General features: G+C 37.7%; 10 protein-coding genes. 9 read left to right on the top strand and 1 reads right to left on the bottom strand.

The window, feature by feature from the left end:
- The 7 genes from IEV50_RS14405 (at nucleotide 1) to IEV50_RS14375 (ending at nucleotide 14,868) form a co-directional block, all read left to right on the top strand.
- On the top strand, nucleotides 1-1,482 hold the full coding sequence (locus IEV50_RS14405) for a RagB/SusD family nutrient uptake outer membrane protein (RefSeq protein ID WP_188415583.1): 1,482 nt from the start codon (nucleotides 1-3) through the stop codon (nucleotides 1,480-1,482).
- Between the two features lie 5 nt (nucleotides 1,483-1,487).
- A complete protein-coding gene (locus tag IEV50_RS14400) occupies nucleotides 1,488-3,698 on the top strand; it encodes an alpha-N-acetylglucosaminidase (protein ID WP_229746745.1) in 2,211 nt (736 codons plus the stop codon).
- 34 nt (nucleotides 3,699-3,732) lie between these two features.
- Nucleotides 3,733-6,690, top strand: coding sequence for a beta-galactosidase (locus IEV50_RS14395; RefSeq protein ID WP_188415581.1), 2,958 nt, complete (start codon nucleotides 3,733-3,735; stop codon nucleotides 6,688-6,690).
- 37 nt (nucleotides 6,691-6,727) lie between these two features.
- Nucleotides 6,728-7,855, top strand: a complete 1,128-nt coding sequence (locus IEV50_RS14390) for an acyltransferase family protein (protein WP_188415579.1) — start codon at nucleotides 6,728-6,730, stop codon at nucleotides 7,853-7,855.
- Nucleotides 7,856-7,912: 57 nt separating this feature from the next.
- Nucleotides 7,913-11,158: a GH92 family glycosyl hydrolase gene (locus IEV50_RS14385; RefSeq protein WP_188415577.1), complete on the top strand. Its 3,246-nt coding sequence runs from the start codon at nucleotides 7,913-7,915 to the stop codon at nucleotides 11,156-11,158.
- Nucleotides 11,159-12,156: 998 nt separating this feature from the next.
- On the top strand, nucleotides 12,157-12,999 hold the full coding sequence (locus tag IEV50_RS14380) for a metallophosphoesterase family protein (protein ID WP_188415575.1): 843 nt from the start codon (nucleotides 12,157-12,159) through the stop codon (nucleotides 12,997-12,999).
- 186 nt (nucleotides 13,000-13,185) lie between these two features.
- The gene (locus tag IEV50_RS14375; RefSeq protein ID WP_188415573.1) at nucleotides 13,186-14,868 is read left to right on the top strand and encodes a GH39 family glycosyl hydrolase; all 1,683 of its coding nucleotides are present in this window, start codon (nucleotides 13,186-13,188) and stop codon (nucleotides 14,866-14,868) included.
- A gap of 150 nt (nucleotides 14,869-15,018) precedes the next feature.
- Here the strand turns inward: IEV50_RS14375 and IEV50_RS14370 are convergent, their stop codons facing one another.
- Complete coding sequence (locus IEV50_RS14370) at nucleotides 15,019-15,570, bottom strand: hypothetical protein (protein ID WP_188415571.1); 552 nt, start codon at nucleotides 15,568-15,570, stop codon at nucleotides 15,019-15,021.
- Nucleotides 15,571-15,963: 393 nt separating this feature from the next.
- Here IEV50_RS14370 and IEV50_RS14365 point away from each other — a divergent pair, with 393 nt between their 5' ends.
- Nucleotides 15,964-17,568, top strand: coding sequence for a tetratricopeptide repeat protein (locus IEV50_RS14365; RefSeq protein ID WP_188415569.1), 1,605 nt, complete (start codon nucleotides 15,964-15,966; stop codon nucleotides 17,566-17,568).
- Nucleotides 17,569-17,828: 260 nt separating this feature from the next.
- A complete protein-coding gene (locus IEV50_RS14360) occupies nucleotides 17,829-20,606 on the top strand; it encodes a TonB-dependent receptor (RefSeq protein WP_188415567.1) in 2,778 nt (925 codons plus the stop codon).
- The last annotated feature ends 8 nt before the right edge of the window (nucleotides 20,607-20,614 follow it).

Below are 20,614 nucleotides of genomic sequence, written 5' to 3'. Positions count from 1 at the left end.
ATGAAAACGAAAATAAATATTCTTGTACTAACAGCGATTGTATTTTTAGCTACAGCCTGCAAGAAAAATCTTGATCTTGATCAGAAAGGTGTTTACAATACCGACAATTATTTTAGAAATGAAACCGATGCTGTAAATGCAGTTTCAGGAATATATAGCCTTCTGGAGCAGGAAGACTATATCAGTCATGCCGAAACCACTTTTGATGTAGCTTCTGATGACTATTGGCGCTCGGGCGACCATTCGGAAGATGAAGCGATAGAAAATTTAACCTACGATGCGTCGAACGCACAGGTAAGATTCAGCTGGACATATAAATACGAAACCGTTAACCGTTCGACTAATGCAATTATTAATATCCCTAAAATTGCAACAATGAACGAAGCCGTTCGGAAGAGAAGTATGGGCGAAGCATATTTTATGCGTGCTTTTGGCTACTGGCGCCTGATGTTAATTTATGGAGACGTGCCTATCATTTCTGAATCAGATTTTACAAACAAAACCTTTAATAAACCTAAATCAAGTATTGAGGAAGTAAGGAAACAAATTGAAGCTGATTTATTAAAAGCGGTTGACATGCTGCCTGAATCTTATAGCGCAACGGATAGAGGCCGCGTTAGTAGAGGAACTGCTTTAGGATTGCTTACAAAACTTTATATGTATTGGGAAAAATTACCGGAGGCCATTACCACGGGTCAGCGTTTAATTGATAACCCAAATTATAATTTAGCAGCTACCTATAAGGAAAACTTTACCCGGGCAAACGAAAATAGTACCGAAATTCTTTTTTCTGTGCAAGGCTTACAAAACGTAGTTCAAAACGATTATACCATTTATTACATCCCCAGAGCATGGGGAGGTTATGGCTTTAGCCAACCACTACAAGGTTTAGCCAACGAATTTGAAGCAAATGATTCACGTAAGGCCGCTACACTGCTTAGTGTTGGCGACAAGATTAATATTGGGGATGGTGTAAATGATCAGACTTTTACAAGCAGTTTATCTTCTACAGGATTTGCATTTAGAAAATATGCTGTATTCTATCCATTTGGTTCTGCTGAAGGTAATGGTGTTGATCATAATTATGCAGTTCCGTTGATGCGTTCTGCAGATATTTACCTTTTGGTTGCCGAAGCAAAAATCCGTACCCAGGGTGCAGGTGCCGGAGATGCGCTTATTAACCAGGTTCGCCGAAGGGCTTCAACGCTCTTACCACCTGTAAGTGGTGCCGGAATGACTCAATTGATTCATGAAAGACGTGTAGAACTGGCTGGAGAAGGAGAAAGGCACCAGGATTTAATGCGCTGGGATAAAAAAGGATTGGTTAATATTGCTGCAATCTATAATCTTGTAGTTTCAAAAGCACCTATAGACCAGGGAAAAACAGTTACATTTATTCGTCCTAAACATTATTATTATCCAATACCACAGGTAGAAATCGACAAAGCTGGAGGTGTATTGGTACAAAATCCCAATTTTTAACAATTATGATGCATAGGTATCTGATTTTATTGTTTCTGGCAGTTGCAGCAACAGGTTCAACAGCGATAGCCCAGGTAGACCAGCAAAATACTGCTGCCTTTTTAAAGCGCATCGTATCCAACCGTGCGGAAGCATTTATTGTAGAAGAAATTCCAAAGGAAAATGATAAAGATGTTTTTGAAATTGAGTCCAGAAACAGCAAGATTGTTCTTCGGGGAAACAATGGATTATCTGTTGCTTCTGCATTGAATTATTACTTAAAAAACTATTGTTCCAGTGATATTGGCTGGAATGGCACTAACCTGAATATTCCAGCTGTTTTACCACAATTGCCTGAAAAAATCCATAAGAACACGCCTTACAATTACCGTTATTATTTAAACTATTGCACATTCAATTACAGTATGGCTTGGTGGGATTGGGAACGTTGGCAGAAAGAAATCGATTGGATGGCACTAAATGGTATAAACATGCCGCTTGCCATTACAGGAGAGGAAGCAATATGGAGAGATGTTTACCGCTCAATGGGCTTTACCGATAAAGAACTCGAGGGCTTTTTTAGCGGTCCGGCTTATTTTTCGTGGCTATGGATGGGGAATATTGATGCCTGGGGTGGTCCGTTGCCACAGCACTGGATGGATTCGCATAAAGAATTGCAGAAAAAAATTCTCGAACGCGAAAGATCCTTCGGGATGAAACCTGTTTTATCTGCTTTTACCGGTCATGTGCCGCCAACTTTTAAAGATAAATTTCCTAATGCAAAAGTAAAAAGAACAAACTGGGATGCCGGTTTTCCTGATGTGTTTATTCTTGATCCGCAAGATACCTTGTTCGAGAAAATAGGAAAACAATATATCGAAACACAGACTAAAGAATTTGGAACAGATCACCTGTACTCTTCTGATACATTTAATGAGAACATTCCACCAACCAACGACTCTACTTATCTGAGCGACATGAGTAAAAAGGTTTTCCATTCTATGGCTGCCGCCGACCCTAAAGCGATTTGGGTAATGCAAGGATGGATGTTTCATTACAACAATAAATTCTGGCAGCCACAGCAGGTTAAAGCTTTGCTAAATGCAGTTCCTGATGACCAAATGATTGTACTTGATTTGTATAGCGATGCTCACCCGGTATGGAACCGTACTGATGCCTATTATGGTAAACCATGGATTTGGAATATGCTCCAGAATTTTGGGGGCAACATCAGCCTCTTTGGCAGAATGCGCCATGTGGCAGCCGATCCTTCCATTGCACTGCATGATCCTGAGTCAAAAAAGATGGTCGGTATTGGGCTGGCTCCCGAAGGAATTGAACAAAACCCTGCATTATTTGGCCTGATGCTTGAAAATGTTTGGAGAGATACGCCGATTGATGTGGAGGAATGGCTGAAAGATTACGCAAAGAGAAGGTATGGTAAACAATTACCGCAACTGGATGAGGCATGGAATATTTTGCTGAATACGGTTTACAGCGGAGGATTGACAGAAGGTGGAAATGAATCAATTATTGTGGCCCGCCCAACATTTGAAAAGAAGATTGACAGGGTACTGACGGGATTATCCTACGACCCGCTTAAATTGGTTAAAGTATGGGGTTTGTTTACCGCCAATGCAGATGAACTAAAAACCAGCGATGGTTTCGAATACGATCTGGTAGATGTAACCAGGCAAGTATTGGCCAATTATGCAAGTCCGCTACAACAGAAAATGGCAGCAGCTTACCAGGCCAAAGATCAAATTGCCTTTAAAAAATACAGTAAAGAATTCCTGGAACTATTAGACGATATGGACCTGTTGTTAGCTACCCGAAAAGATTTTCTGCTGGGAAAATGGATTCATGAAGCAAGGGCAAACGGCATTACAGAAAAAGAACGGAATTTATATGAATTTAACGCTCGAGATCTTGTTACCTTATGGGGTGATAAAGAAAGCGGTTTAAGAGAATATTCTAACCGCCAATGGGCAGGGTTAATTAAAGGATATTATAAACCAAGATGGGAAATGTTCTTTAAAACTGTAGAGCAATCGTTTAAAACAGGAACAACAGTTGATTTAAAAGCATTTGATAAAAATGTAAAAAACTGGGAATGGAAATGGGTTAATCTGCATGACAATGCCTATTCTGATAAAATAAAAGGCAATTCGTTTGAAGTAGTTGCAAAACTTTACGCCAAATATAACGATACGATAAAAGCAGCGTATGCGAAATAAAAATTGCGTTAGGCCACTCCGTATTTCTTACACGATGCAATGCGGTAGATCTTTACTTTTGCTGCTGCTTGGCCTTTTTGCTTTTATGTTTACCAATGCGCAGGAAGTAGTAAATGATCATATGTTTCACGGACTTCCTGAAGCAAAGAACTATAGTGATTTTGACAGTAAAGGCTTTCTGATCAATCAGAAAAGAACCTTTATTGTATCGGCTGGGATGGAATATGCTCGGGTGCCACATCAGTTGTGGCGGGAGCGTTTGCTACAACTTAAACGCGGAGGCTTTAATTGTATTGAGATATATACCATCTGGAATTATCATGAACCTTTAGAAGGGAAATTTGAGTTTGATGGCGATCAAAATCTGGATCAGTTTCTTGCTTTAGTCAAAGAATTAGGCCTTTATTCAATTGTGCGAGTTGGTCCTTACTATTGTGCAGAATGGGATCAGGGTGGATACCCTACCTGGCTTCGATTTAAACCTGGTTTGCGGGTGAGAGAAGATAATGCAGAATTTGAAAAATATGTAGATCGTTTCTTTGATCGGCTGCTACCTATTGTAATAAAACACCAGATTACTAAAGGTGGTTCTGTGATTTTGATACAACTGGAAAATGAACATCCAAAAGGCTGGGGAACAGATATGCCCAATGATTACTTTAAACACCTGCAAAGCAAATCGCTGGCCATGGGCATGGAAGTGCCTTACTTTTTTAGCGGCTTACACCATGCCACTGATCCTGCCGGAAATGGAAAACTGGATGATCCTAAAAGACCAAATCCTTGGTTTTCTACAGAATTTTGGAGCGTTTGGTATTCACAGTATGGTGCTAAACCGACAGATGCGCCACTTTACGATCGACGAACATGGAAAATCATTGCCCATGGCGGCAACGGCTATAACTTTTATATGGCCCATGGTGGCTCTAACTTTGGATACACAAATAATGATGAAGATGCAGCCTCATACGATTATGGCGCTGCGGTTGGACAGGCAGGAGATTTGCGTCCGCTTTATTTTACTTTTAAACGTGCTGGCTATTTTGCACGTAGCTTCCAGGAAATTTTGGAAAACAGTACCGATGCATCTGCAGCTTATCAATACTTAAAAAAAGATACTACACTCCAGATTAGCGCAAGGAAGAGCGACGCGGGAACATTGATTTTTCTTGATAATCCGGCTGAAAAACAGTTAATAAAAACGATTACGGTTAAAGGTTTGCCTCCATTTACCATTAACTTATTGCCCGGCGAAATTCATCCAATTGTACATCAGTTTAAATTAAATGATAAAGTAGAATTAAATTGGGGATTATCCAGAATATTCGGTGTTGTTAAACAGCAAAATACAACAACTATTTTGGTAGAAGCAAATGCTGGTGATCCAATCTATCTGAATCTTATTACGACTTTAAAAGCAATTGTAAAATCTACCGTTAACTCTGGCGACTTGAAAGTAAGCGGCAAAAACGTCACTTTAAATACGGTTTTTAAACCATCGGAACAATCTTCTTTTTATCTTTTTAAAGCAGGCGATCAACTAATTCGAATTGTGGTATTGGATAAAGCGGCGACCGATAAAACATGGATCACATCCGAAACAGGAAAAGAGGCGATAATTACAGGTGTTTCCTATCTTGGTGAAACGAAGTTGAGTAGCTTAGGTTTTCAGGCAGCGGCAAGCTATCCATTGGCTGGCGCAAAAGATACCCAGGCAATGCTTTACCTCGAAGATGGATTTAAAAAAATGACTGTTTTACCGATTGAGGATCTTAAAATAGATTCGCTACTTCATTTAACTCCCTGGGAAAACAAGGATGCCGCAATTTTTTCTTCATCCACAATACATAATGGGAAATGGTTAGCTAGTGAAAATCCATTACAGATGGGTATGGATGGAAACCTGACCAATTCTGCCTGGTACCGCACAAAATTTAATGCACCTTTAGCGGGTAAATATACCTTACAGTCTGAAGGTGGCGACCGAGCAACGGTGTTTGTAGATGGAAAACTGGTAACCAATTGGAAGATCAGAAGCGGCGAGCTTACCCTCGTCCTGGAAAAAGGCATGCATAATCTTGCCTTTATTACGGCCCATGATGGCCGTGATAAACTCGCAGCTTACCTTGGCCCCATTACGGAGATAGATAAAAAAGGGCTTTCTGGCGTTACCCGCATTAAAAAAGGAGGGCCATTTATTTCTACGCTTGATAAATGGTATTTCACCGCCGCTGTAGATTCCATGGCCATTAAAAGTGGCCCGCCATTACTTGATACGCTCAAAACAGCCCGATATAAAATTGGAGCAGATGCGTTCGGACTTAAAGAGGGCTATGGCTGGTTTCAAACTATTATTAAAGCCCAACCAGGCCTGCCGAGCCTAATTATAACTTTTAAAAGTACGGATGAAAATGCAACCCTGTTTATTAACGGCAAAAAAGTATTAAGACACGAAGGATGGAATATTCCATTTGAGTATAAAATTACAGATGCAGCTATTTTAGCGCATCCGATTGAACTTTCTGTTTTTATAGAAAATGTAAGTAACGAGGGCGGCATCGATCAACCTGTAAAAATAAATACGATGGCAGGTGGAACTGTTTTAAAAGTTTGGAACATGAAAAATGGTGTAGATCCTGAAGATACTACCGCAAGTTGGAAAATTCTGGCAGGTATTGATTCGCTTAATGGTCCACAATGGTATCGTTCCACTTTCAACCAGCAAAAAATAGCCGATAGGAAATTGGTGTGGAGGGTTCATCCTTTTGGTATGGGGCATGGTTCGGTTTGGATTAACGGGCATAACCTGGGGCGATATCCAGAAAAAATCGGCGATGTAGGCATGTATATTCCGGAACCCTGGTTAAAAGAAGGCTTGAATGAAATCGTTATTTATGATGAAGACGGTAAAATCCCCAGCAAAGTGAAGATAATGATGGAAACCGCATCCAGCAAAATCACTTATAACCTACAAACAGAAGAAATTAAATAACAGCATATTTCCAACAAAATACATCAATAAGACCATTATGGAATTATCAAACAATAGATTTACCACGCTCGATATATTCAGGGGAATGACCATCTGTTTCATGATTATTGTAAATTCTCCTGGGTCTGGTGCGGTGGTATGGTCACCTTTGGATCATGCGGCCTGGTTTGGATTTACACCCACAGATCTCGTTTTTCCATCTTTTCTATTCGCAGTAGGTAATGCATTAAGCTTCTCTAAGAAAAAGATTGAAAGCAATTCTGCTTTTTTAGCCAAGATATTTAAGCGTACGCTCATCATTTTTTTGCTGGGCTATCTGATGTATTGGTTTCCATTTATGCATCGTGATAATGATAGCTGGGTATTCAATGCCTTATCCAATACCCGTATTATGGGTGTGCTGCAACGAATTGCTTTGTGTTATTTTTTTGGTTCCTTAATTGTGCATTATTGCTCAAATAAAACGGCGATTATCATTTCTATAATATTACTGCTGCTCTATTGGGTATTTTTGCTGCTGTTCGGGGCAACAGGAGAAGAGTACAGCATGTTGGGTAATGCAGGCACCAAGCTTGATATTCTCATCCTCGGCGATGCCCATTTATACCACGATCATGGCGGGCCGATAGCTTTCGATCCGGAAGGATTATTGAGTACCATCACTGGTATTGTTAACGTTATTGCCGGCTATCTGGCAGGTGTTTATATTCAACGGAAGGGAAAAAATTTTGAGTGTATAGCCAAACTATTGATGATGGGTGCATTATTGATTGGATTGGCCTTATTCTGGGGACAATTTTTTCCGATTGCTAAAAAACTATGGACCAGTTCTTTTGTGTTACTTACTATCGGGCTGGATTTAGTAATACTTGGTATATTGATTTATGCCATCGAACTCAAAAACATTAAATGGGGAACAAACTTCTTTTTAATTTTTGGGAGAAATTCTTTAGCCATTTATCTTTTATCAGAGTTGCTGCTTGTAATTTTTCAACTGGTTCAAGTTCAGCATGGCCTGAGTTTCTATAACTGGATTAATAAAGTTTTTTACCAAGTGATTTTTCCGGGTGCATTTGGTACCCTTGTATTTGCGGTGAGTTTTATGCTGCTCTGCTGGTTCGTGGGTTACCTAATGGATAAAAGAAAAATTTACATTAAAATCTAAACCCGGATGTTTGCTAAATTTTCCCGTTTATCCTGCACAATACTATCGCTGCTTTTTTTGTCCCTGTCCGTTTATAGCCAAAGGCAATATAATCAGTCAAAAGCAAATACGATTTATGTTGACCCTTTTATTGGCACAACAAAAAGCAATTTATTAACCAGCTGGGGAGGTAATGGCGGCACGTATCCGGGTGCCGTTGCGCCTTCAGGAAATATTCAGTTGACCCCAGAAACGCGGGTTACCGGAGCAAAGGGCTATGATTACAGCGATCAACAGATTTTCTTTTTCAGCTGCTTTAAACACTTCAGCGGTTTCCCGGAAGGATCTTCCGGGCAGGTATTCATCCTCCCTGTGGAGAAAGGTAAAAATTTTGAACCAGGAAAATATAACCGCCCATTTAGTCATACGCAGGAAGAGGCAACACCTGGCTATTATAAAGTGGTATTTACCGATAATAACACCATAGCTGAAGCTGCAGCAAGTACCCGAACCGGGATTTTAAAATTTACTTTTCCTGCAAAGGTAACGCCGCAGATATACATTGGGGAAGCCGGGGATATTAGCTTAAAGAGCAAAAGTGTAGTTCATGGATCTTTGGGGAATACAACGATTAACCTATCATCCAACATCATTGAATCCGATACCGTTAAGGGCGGATATTTATTAAGCTTTGAAAAATCAGATACGGCAGCGCAAATAATCACACTCAAAATCAGTTCTTCTTCTGTTAGTTTTGAAGGTGCACAACAGAACATCGATACAGAAATTGGCCAAATTGACTTTGAGGCTTTCAGGGAAAGAACAGCGAAGGAATGGGATACGCAATTGGCTACAGTAGATATTAAAGATCCTTCAACTGTAAATAAAAAGGTTTTTTATACGGCACTTTACCATTCATTGCTCATTCCATGGGTTATTTCTGATGTAGATGGGAAATACAAGGGAGCCGACGGTAAGACCTACCAAACGAAAGGAAAAAATCAATATGGAGGTTTTTCACCATGGGATACTTTTCGCTCTTTACATCCTCTGCTCACTTTACTTTATCCCGAAAAGCAAAATGATGTAATTCTTTCGATGCTTAACGTATATGAGCAAAGCGGATACTTACCAACAGAAACCATGACTGGAAACCATGCTATCCCAATTATTGTGGATGCCTACTTAAAAGGGATTACAGGCTATGATAAAAACGTTGCTTATAAAGCGATGAAAAATAGCATTGTAGATGGGCCATTCAGCAAAAATGATATGGAGATATACCATCAGCTGGGTTATGTGCCATTTTCCAGGTCAGAATCGGTAACCAGAACCATGGAATATGCTTATGATGACTGGGCACTGTCGCAATTCGCAAAACTGGTCATGAAGAACAAGCCAGATCAGCAACTGCTGGAAACACGCGGCTTAAATTACAGGAACCTTTTCCATTCTTCAGATTTATTTATGTTGCCAAGGCAAGGCAATCAATTTAAGTTAAATCCTGGAATGACAGGCTATAAGGAAGGAAATAAATGGGTATATACCTATTTTGTTCCCCATAACGCGAAAGACCTTATCAATTTACTCGGTGGCCCAGAAGTTTTTTCAAACCGTTTAGATTCTGCGATGGCTAATAACGTTATTCTGTACGATAATGAAACCGTGCTGCATTTGCCTTACCTTTTTAATTCAGCCGGGCGGCCGGCGCTCACACAGCAATGGCTAAGAAACATTATGCTCAGCCGTTTCTCTGCAACGCCAGGCGGCCTGCCAGGAAACGATGACCTTGGATCCATGTCTAGCGCTTATATTTTTAATGCCATCGGCCTCTTTCCGATCAGCCCTGGAAACCCATTGTATGCTATTGGCGCACCCTTATTTGAATCCGTCACGCTACACTTGTTCAATAAAAAAGATTTGCAAATCCATGCGGAAAATCAATCTGCTAAAAACAAATATGTTCATACATTATCTGTGAATAACCACTTGTACAGTCAACTGGATATTTCACATGAAATGCTAACGAAAGGTGGTTTGCTAAACTTTGAGATGAGTCCGGATGCTATCCAGTCCTGGCCAAAAGACAGAGACCCGATTTCGCTTTCAGCAACTAAAATAAATGCCAATATTAAACTTCTACACTCCAGCATCAGCAGTAAACAAGTAAGGCCCGATGAAACATTTCAGATAAAATTCACCTTAAAAAACGAAGGGAGCCTTGGAACCAAACGCATCATTGTTTACGCTGACGGAAAACCCTGGTTATCTAAATTTTGTTTAGTGGCTTCGGGAGCAACCGCAACTGACTCCATAAGCGGGCGATTATACAAACTGGGGAAAGTAAAAATCGGAACGAGTACCTCAACAGCTACGGTGATTAATGTGGTTAACCCTTTAAAACCTGTTGCCCAGTCTTTCCTAATCTCGGGACTGAATGTGAAGCCCATTTTAAAATTGAACACGCAGCAGGAAATCACCTACCGGATAAAAAATATTACGGGAGTTGCCCGAAGCTTTAAACCCAAGGTAATCCTTTCGAAGGCTTCTAATAATAAGGAAGCACTTCTTTATACTGATCAGGTATACCTATTGCCGGGTCAACAAAAAACCATAAATCATCAATTTGCTGTGAATCGAACTGGCCTGCAAACAATCAGAACAGGAAATATGCAAGCAATATTCAAAGTTTACGAAACATCTTCAAAAGCTTTGTTGTTAAATCTGGATTTTGAAAACCTAAAAGACAATTTAGTTACAGATCAATCTGGGTTTAAAAATAATGGATTGCTGATTAGCGGAACAAATGATTCTAAAAAACATATTCCTGAAATAGGGGATAGTACATATCTGGAAATTGCAAATGCGCCTAGTTTAGATCAAATGGGGAATAACCTCAGTATGATGGCTTGGGTTTATCCTACCGGAGATGAAAAAGGGTTGACTGACATCATTTCAAAAGGTGATAGCCATGTCATCCAAACGACTGATAATAGAACTTTAACATTCTTTGCAGGTGGCTGGGGAAGAGGAGATTGTACAGTAAAATTGCCTGCCAACTGGAAAAATAACTGGCATCATATTGCTGGCGTTTGTAATGGCGATTTATTAAGCATTTACCTGGATGGAAAATTGGCAGGAAGTACAAAAGTTGATGGCATCAGCAACCTTTCTAATACCAGCCGATGGCAGATTGGCCGCAATGAAGAATTTCCCTCAGAAAGAATATTTCACGGGCAGATAGACCTAATTAAAATTTACGGAGAGCCATTATTTGCAAAAGAAATTGAAGCTTTGTTTGAAATGGAAAAAGGAAAGTATTAGTATGGAATTTTTAAATTGCATAAATCTTTGGAGACTGCCTCTGTAGCACCAAAAAATAATTAGGCATAAAATATTGTCTGTAATTTAAAGATTTGGTGAGAAGAGGTAAATTATATGGGTTTTTCCACATAAGATTGAGCAAGAATAATTGTTAGATAAAATTTACTTTTACTCTGTATGGTAAATAGAAAATGCTACAATTCTGTTATGAGCTTTTGTTCAAATATCTAGCCAGTCACCTATGTTAAAAAATAGATCCGAACCTCGTTGCTTTGCAACTACAAGTTATAACAAATTTCCAAATTCGCAGAGGCTACTAGACGATGATTGTTGTATCAGAGAGCTTTTGCAAGGAACTTCCTGCCATACCTATCTTGGTTCGCAATACTTATTTCTTGTAAATACAAATAAAAAAAAGCAGATACAATTCAATGTATCTGCTATAATCCCTTTTATCATTTTGTGTGTAAAAGTGATGGTCGTTAAAATTATACTCCTCAAGCTATTTGCTTGGGGAAACCTAAATTATGCATCAGTTAGTTCCAGATGCACATTTAGAGTTACGTGATTAATCGATTAATGGTTTTTCATAAATGCACACCTTAAACGAGTACTCCAAAATTGAGTTTAAGAAAACTATATTTAATGAAAAAAAGAAGATTAATGTTTATCTTATTTATCAATTGTGACTATTGAATATAGCCAGTGCAGTCTTCAAGACTTAAACATAGTTCGAAATAAACGGTACGGTAAAGTCTCGGGGAAATAACGTAACCTTAACCCATTGGTATCATCAGTCAATTGCAAAGCCCGTGTTCTAAAGTTCATGTAATAGTGCTGAAATTCTGGTCTTTTAAATCGCAAAATCTTTTGATTCTATATTACATTTAAGTTAAGTTTTTGCGTACTTAATTATTTTAGAGGTTTAGTTTATAAATTTGATTTTAATAAAAGTAGTATTTTCAATTTTGAAGAAATTATGTAAATAAACAAGGTTTATGTCATCATCAAGAAGAAATTTTATAAAAGGTACAGTTTCCAGTTTGTTATTGGCTGGAATATCAGCATCTGGTACTGAGCTGGTAATTAACAATGGGCAAACCGTGGAGAATTCGGCTGTTAAACTCAGATTTGCAATTGCTTCTGATGGCCATTATGGGCAGCCTGGTACAGCGTATAAAAAGGATCATGAGAATATGATTCGTTGGATTAACGAGGCACATGATAATACGCCTTTTGATTTTGTAATTATCAACGGAGATTTAGTTCACGACAGACCAGAACTTTTAAAAGAAGTAAAGAATAATTATTACGATAAGCTCAAAGTTCCTTTTTATGCTATTCCAGGAAACCACGACCATGCAGATACAGCACATTGGATGTCGGTTTTTGGATACGAGGACAATTATGCTTTCGAGAAAAATGGAATTGGTTTTGTTTTAGCAAACACTTCTAATAGTAAAGGCATATACCTTAGTCCGGATAATAATTTTCTAAGAAAGGAGCTCGATAAGTTCAATAATCTTAAAACGGTATTTGTGATTTTGCATATTCCGCCACATATCTGGGTGCCACAAAATCCCTTTGTTGAATCTCCCGATACGGTTACTTTGCTACATAGCTATGCCAACGTAAAAGCTGTTTTTCATGGTCACGATCATAGTCTTGATGCTGTGTTTTACACCGATAAGTTGCCACATTTCTTCGATTCGCACATTGGTGGAAACTGGGGTACGGCTTATAAAGGATTTCGAATTGTTGAGGTTGATGACCAGGATAAGATATCTACAAAACAGATTAATGCCAGCGGAACACCTGCCTTAAATCAAATGAATTTGTAGGTGTTAAAATCACTTGAATTGTTAATTTATCCTCCCCGTTGCCTCCTCCAAGAGATAGCATGGCGCACATCCCGTCTATGATTTAACTATTTCTTTTAAAATCTGATGGAGTATAATTAAAAGAATTTATCACCTTTGTTAGGTACGGATAAAAAAAATATAATTTTTCTTTAAATTAAATCAACAATGTATAAAACATTGCTCAGGTTCTTTTTCGCTTTAATAATTTTACATGTAGAGGTAGCCACTCATGCGCAAAGCCCAGAAATAAAAGTAGATCTCAATCAAGAAATTGGCCCAATGAAAAATGTATGGGCATGGTTTGGTTATGATGAACCAAATTACACCTACATGAAAGATGGCAAGAAGCTCCTAACAGAGATAGCTGCTTTAAGTCCATCCCCGGTATATGTACGAACGCACAGTTTGCTCGTAACAGGCGATGGTACAGCCGCACTTAAGTGGGGATCTACAAATGCTTATACTGAAGATGCTACCGAAAAGCCTGTTTATAACTGGAAAATTGTAGATAGTATTTTTGATGCTTATGTTTCGCGTGGGATGAAACCACTGGCACAAATCGGTTTTATGCCGGAGGCTTTATCTACACATCCGACACCGTACAGACATTATTGGAAACCTGGTGATCCTTATACAAATATCATTACCGGATGGGCCTATCCACCAAAGGATTACACCAAATGGCGGAACCTGGTATATGAATGGGTAAAGCATTCTGTTGAGCGATATGGGCAAAAAGAAGTGGAAAGCTGGTATTGGGAGGTATGGAACGAACCTAACGGTGCTTATTGGAAAGGTACACAGGAAGAATTTTTTAAACTTTACGATTATGCTGCAGATGGATTAAAAAGTGCTTTGCCTACTGCTAAAATCGGCGGAATTAATATTGCAGGAACTCGTGGGAAAGGTGCAGTTGATTGGACGAATAATTTTATTAAACATTGTATTAGCGGTACTAATTATGCTACGGGTAAAAAAGGCTCTCCGTTAGATGCTATACTTTTTCATGCCAAAGGCTCACCTAAAGTAGTTGATGGTGCGGTAAGAATGGATATGGCTCCCCAGCTTAATGATATCAAAACTGGATTCGAAATTACCGCATCATACCCTGAAACTAAGCACTTGCCCATTATAATTGGCGAGTCTGATCCAGAAGGTTGTGCGGCTTGCGGAATGGCTACCAATCCTGAGAATGCTTACAGAAACGGCACGATGTATTCCAGCTATACAGCAGCAACCTTCGCCCGAAAATACCTATTGGCCGACAAAGCTAAAATCAATTTTCTTGGTGCAGTATCATGGTCTTTTGAATTCGAAAACCAACCCTGGTTTTATGGTTTTCGGGATTTGTCAACCAATGGTGTTAATAAACCTGTACTGAATGTTTTCAGAATGTTTGGCATGATGAGTGGCAAGAGAATATTGGCACTGAGTAACCGAATGTACCCACTACAAGATGTACTAAATAATAGCATTCATGGTTCGCAGTCGGATATAGGAGCACTTGCAACAAAAGACACAAAAAAGGCAGCAATAATGTTGTGGAATTATCATGATGATGACCGGCCAGGACCAACAGAAAATCTGATGGTAAAAATAGATAATATTCCGGCAAAAACAGTTTTACTAAGCATTTACCTTATTGATAAGCAAAATAGCAATTCTTATGAAGTTTGGAAAAAAATGGGTTCACCACAAACGCCAACAAAACAGCAAATTACTACTTTGGAAAAATCGGGTAAACTAAAACGTATCAGCTCTACTAAAATAAAAACAAGTTTAGGTAAGGCTATAGTTCCCTTGAAATTAGAGCGACAGGCAGTAGCACTTGTAAAACTAACCTGGTAATAACAAAAAGCTAAAAGTCTGCAAAAAATATTATGATAACAGAGATGAGTTTAATAACGAACGTTTAAAAATCATTCGATATGGACGTGTTCTGAAAGAATCTCTATCCTTGTTTTTTTATTTTTAAACTTGCCAATTTAATAGCTTAAATTAAATTCTTTTTTCAAAATAGATAATATTATCATCATATTTTCCTTGGTAAGGATTTCCGCAGGCAACAAACCCCTGCGACTTCAAAAAGCGCTGACTTGTTTGTACAGCTGTGGTGGAGAAAACCATACCATGGTGATGGATGATTTTTTCTTGCAGCATTTGCTTTAGCGTACCACTAATACCCAACCTTCGTACATCATCTTCAGTGAAAGAATAGCCAACTTCAAAAATATATTCCTCAATATTTCTCCACACCCCAGCCTTCCTGTGAACTTCTTCAATATAGGATTTTGCTGGTCTTTTTATAGCAGAAATTCCAACGAGTCTATTTTCGAGGTAGCAGAAAGCTAAAAATTCACAATTATGTATTTTTTGAGATAAATCTTTTGTAGAAACTTTGTTCCCTTTTTTTAACAAAAGATAAAAATGAAAGAGCTCTGCAAGTAAACAGTCAGCAGGTTTTTTAATAATATATTTACAGCTAGCCATTACACCTAGCATTATGGGTGTGCTTAGCGTATGTAGGTTATGTTTTTTTGATATTATCATTCAATAAAGTTTTCAAAACCCAAACTTAGAATATTGTAGCTTACCCTTTCTTGTTACATGCGGAGTTAAAGAAGGTAAAGCAAATTTTACTAAAAATAATAATGCCATATTTACTTTAGGTTAGCTTTTTGTTTTTTATTTGTTAAGGCAGGCGGGCAAAATTCTATTCATGTCAAATAAAAGTTTAATTGATAAAAACCCAACATTGTTACGCTTTATTTGGCACCTAACCAATGTTGCATCGTAGCGGATTTTGTGCCTGAATTATCCGTCAAGTTGCTAATCTTTATTGCAACTAAACGATTATATTGATGCCGTATTAAAAAGTTTAATCCCTTAGCTTAACATTAATTTAATATGCTTACTCTTTCTTTGTTAAAATATCTTTTTAGCATGATTAAATACATTAGTTTTTGTTTAATGTTCTTTTTGTTTTCTTTGAATGTTATTGCACAGGATGAAGAATTTAAAACCTTTCTGGATCACAATTCGAAAAAGCCAATAGAATCACTAATTGAGTTAAAAAAAATATATGCACAATCTGTTGAGGATGGTAATGTGCTTTTGGAAGGCCAGTGTTTGCAGCAAATGGGTAAATTGTGTTACCATCAAGGCCATTTCAGACAATCATTAGAATTCTTTTTGAAAGCAGATAAGGTATTTAATAATGCAAACAAACCTTTATCGTTAGCTGCTAACCTAAGTGATATCGGTGTATTGTATTATTATATTAAACAGCCCGAAAAGGCGATGAAAAATTACCTCCTTGCTTTAAAGGTTTATAAAAACCTAAATAATTTAAGCGGACAAGCAACTATTTTTGGGCAAATTGGTCAGCTGTATGAAAAGCGTCAGCAATATGATAGTGCATTTTACTATCAGAAACTAGCCCTTAAAATAAATAATCAGAAAAATGATAAAAACGTTGAGGCCAAAATTTATGAGAATCTGGGTAGTATTTATGAGGATTTAGAAAAGTATGACTTAGCTACTGAAAGTTTCAAAAAATCATTAAGCCTATATCAAAAACAGCATAATGAACTTGGTAGTATTGAGGTAATTAATAATCTGGGCGATATTTTGCGCAAAACCGGCAAATATAATGCAAGTATAACTCAAACTAAAGCAGCAATGACTCTGGCAGGTAGAATGGGTAATATTTATCAACTAGCCTCTTGCTGTAGAGATTTGGGAAAAGCTTACGAGCTGCTAAATAAGATGGATAGTGCTTATCATTACGTTACTCTTGGTTATAAGTATACTATAGATTTATACTCGGAAGATGGCGCAAGGCAGGTAGCTTTTTTACAGGTGCTTTATGATATTAACAAAAAATCTGATGAAATTAATAAGTTGCAGAGTGACAAAAAGATAAACAGGATTATTGCTTTTTCGGGAATTCTGGTGATTATCTTATTAATTGTTTTGGGATTTAGTATTTTTAGCAGGCAACGTTTCAAACTAAGAGACCAGCAATTATTGGCCAAACAGAAAGATATTGAACATGACTTAACAAGTCTCGAACTAAAAAATCTTCAGCTAGAAGAACACAATCTAAAACAGCAACTGGAAGTTAAAAGTCGCGAGCTTTCTACACATACCTTAAACCTTATTAAGCATAATCAGTTTCTGGAAAACCTTAGATGGACTTTGCAGGCTATGGTAAAGGATGATAAGCGAGATCAGAAAAAACAGATGAACCAAATCCTAACGGATATTAATCAGCGGTTTAATAATGAGCGTAACTGGAAAGAATTTACCGCGGCCTTTGAGCAAGTACATCATCAGTTTCTGGAAAACCTTAAAAAATTTAGTAATGAACTTACTTCAGCAGATATGCGATTGATTGCTATGCTTAAAATGAACCTCGACTCAAGTGATATTTCTACCTTATTGGGAATATCCACCGATAGTTTAAGGGTATCACGATATAGGCTTCGGAAAAAACTAAACCTGGCACAAGGTGATAATTTATCTGCTTTTATTCAGAGACTTTAAGCGTTACATTGACTATCTAAAATTATTATTTTTATCACTTTTAATTTACTTAACAATTTGTTAATGTAACGGTAATATAATCATAATGGAGATTAAACTTCGATTCAATTAACTGATAATCAATAATTTAATTATTTGTGTTGCCTTTTAATATATGGTGTATGTAACGGTGTTGCTTTTATGTAACACTATTAATTTTTTTGTCTGGTAATGTGTATACACCTTTGCTATGTCAATAAAATAAAGACATTACCAAGCAAATGAATAAACTTTTACAAATTCTGTTTTTACTTCTCTTTTGTGCCGGCACTGCCAATGCTACAAAAATAAAGGGTCATGTTTACGATAAGCAAACTGGAGAAGCCATTGTGGGTGCTACTGTTGTGCTTGAAAACCCCAGGCGAGTAACCAATACCGGACTCGATGGAACGTTTGAATTTAAAGGCGTTTCAATTGGTTCAGCTAAAATCAGCGTAAGCTATATTACTTATAAAACCATCACTAAAACATTTGTTGTTGTTAAGGAAGACAACGATCACCTAAAATTTTATATGGAAAGTGATTCCAAGAACCTTGATGATATTACTATTAAATCGAACGCGGTAAGTTCTACAGACCAGGGGGCCAGGCGATTAGAAAAGAATTCCACCCAGATTATGAATATTGTATCAGGCAGATCAATTGAAATTTCGCCGGATTTAACAGTAGCTAATGTGATGCAGCGTGTTTCAGGTGTTTCGATTGAACGTAATAGTAATGGTGATGGCCAATACGCCATATTAAGGGGAATGGATAAAAGATACAACTATACTCTGGTTAATGGGGTAAAAATTCCTAGTCCTGATAACAAGTATCGCTATGTCCCTTTAGATCTTTTTCCTTCTGATTTATTAGATAGATTAGAGGTATATAAAACCTTAACACCAAATTTGGAGGGCGATGCTATTGGCGGCGGAATAAATATGGTAATGAAAAATGCACCGGGTCAGTTTCAAGTCAATGCAAACCTTTCTACAGGTTATAGCCAATTATTTCTCGATAGAAAATTTACTAGTTTTAATTCATCAGATATTCAATATAAATCTCCTTATGAATTGAATGGAAAGAGCTATAATGCTACTCAAAGTGATTTTACAAAAGGTACATTGGATTATAAATATAAAAGTCCTGCGCCTAACCTAATTGGAAGTTTATCGCTAAGCCAAAGGTTTTTAAATAATAAGTTAGGTATTGTATTGGCTGGGAGTTATCAGAATACTTATCGCGGCAGCAACAGTAATTTCTATAACACATCGGTAAATGGTACAGATGCTTACGCCGTAATTACCAGCAAAAGTTACAGGGAATTTTCAGAGCAGCAACAACGTACAGGTTTGCATGGAAAGATAGATTATGTATTCAATAAAAATCATCAGTTAAGCCTTTACAACGTTTATGTTAACCTTAAAAATGAGCAGCTTAGAGATGCAGTAACCACAACATACAACGGTGTTTATAATCCTACTTTAGGAAATGCAGAATTGGTTTACGATACCCGTAGCCGTTTAACTGAGCAGCAAATTTACAATAGTACGCTTCACGGTGATCATAAATTTTTTGACGAGAAATTTAAGGTACAATGGTCTGCAGTTTATTCTTCTGCAAAAAACGATGTACCAGAAAATACAAGTATCAGTTTAAATGGAATACAACAAAATTTCCAAAGCAAACGCACCAGTTTGGTTAATACATCACCGGTTAACCGGCGCTGGGAACGTAATACAGACGAGGATTTAGCGGGCTATCTTGATCTAACCTATCGTTTTACAATTGGAAACAATAAGCTGGATGTAATGGCCGGTGGTTTGTATCGTGATAAACAAAGAAGTAGCTTTTTTAATAATTATACACTAGCCCCAAGTGCTGCGGATGCGAATAAACTTTATGGGATAGATTTTCAGAATTATACGGATTTAAATTTAGTCGTGACTAATCCTACGGGAGCGGTTGCAAATCCTTTAACTTATGATGCATCTGAAAAAATTAGTGCTGGTTACGGGATGTTTAAATATACTTCAGCTAAGCTTGAGGTTATCGGTGGTGCCAGGGTAGAGCATACCAATCAAGGTTATAACTTACTTTTTCCGGCAGGTGAGGCTTTTCCAAAAGGTCAGCAAGTTTATACTGATGTTTTACCAAGTTTAACAGCCAAATACTTCTTAACTGAAAAGGCACAATTACATGCCTCTTATTTTAAAGCACTTAATCGTCCGGGATTTTATGAAATTGTACCGGGCAAAGTTGTTAACGAAGAATTTCAGGAACGTGGTAATCCAAATTTGAAACGTGCCTTAGCTGATAACTTTGATTTGCGCTATGAACTTTTTCCAGGTGCATCTGAGCAATTATTGGTAGGCGCTTTTTACAAAAGAATAAAAGACCCTATTGAATATACTTTCCAAGCTGATGCCATTCGTGGACAAGATATTTACTACACGCCAGCAAATTTTGGAACAGCCAATAATTATGGTGCTGAAGTAGATTATATTAAGTATTTCAGTAAAATTGGTATTAAAGCGAATTACACCTATACCCATTCCCGCATTACAACACCTAAAACCATAAGAACGATTAATGCCACAACAGGAGATATTCAGGCACTTTCTGTAGATCAGGAACGTCCGCTTTATGGTCAATCTGAACACATTGGTAATATCTCTTTATTGTTTAAGGATACAAAAAAAGGATGGGATGTTCAGGTTGCAGGCGCTTATACCGGCCCACGCATCAATACCGTTTCTCAATTCTTAAATAACGATTTATGGCAAGAAGGGTTTATTCAAATGGATGCATCAGCCGAGAAACGCTTTAAGGGTGGTATCAGCATTTTCGTAAAAGCAAACAACATTTTGAATACGCCAACAAAACTTTTTATTAAAGGAACCAATCCAGAGAATAACAAAATCAATGAAAACCTGGTAAATGATGGGCGCACATTGGTTCGGAGTGATTACTATGGGCAGAATTATCTTCTTGGTTTTAGGTATAAATTTAATTAATAGAAAAT

Origin of the sequence: Pedobacter mendelii (genome assembly GCF_014635725.1) — a bacterium.
Taxonomy (GTDB): Bacteria; Bacteroidota; Bacteroidia; order Sphingobacteriales; family Sphingobacteriaceae; genus Pedobacter; species Pedobacter mendelii.
This window is presented reverse-complemented; position numbering and strand designations above follow the sequence as displayed.